Genomic DNA, 297 nt, shown 5'->3' with positions numbered 1-297 from the left:
TCCTGCTCCTTGGCGTACTGTGCGTCCAGAGCGGCATACCGGGCATCCGGCAGACGGCCCAAAGCGTTGTCCTCATAGATTTTACACACAAGCCGTTCCAGTTCTCCGGCCCGTTTCTGTGCCGCTGCCAGCCGCCGCCGCTTTTTCCTGATGTCGCTGTCCTGCTGGCTGGCCTGTGCCTCCTGCACTTCCCGGATGAACGCCGCCCGGTCGGACTTAGCATAATCGCTGATGGCTTGGAGCATATCAGATACCAGGGACAAGACTATCTTTTCCGCGATACGATGCTGGGTAGGG

1 pseudogene is annotated in these 297 nt (G+C 59.3%); it reads right to left on the bottom strand.

Annotation, left to right across the window (positions count from 1 at the left end):
* Positions 1 to 297: pseudogene (locus D1646_RS10460) on the bottom strand (DNA recombinase); the annotation flags it as partial.

The organism is Pseudoflavonifractor sp. 60, assembly GCF_009911645.1.
Classification (GTDB): domain Bacteria; phylum Bacillota; class Clostridia; order Oscillospirales; family Oscillospiraceae; genus Lawsonibacter.
The sequence above is the reverse complement of the archived record's forward strand: the minus strand, read 5'-3'. Positions and strand labels throughout refer to the sequence as shown.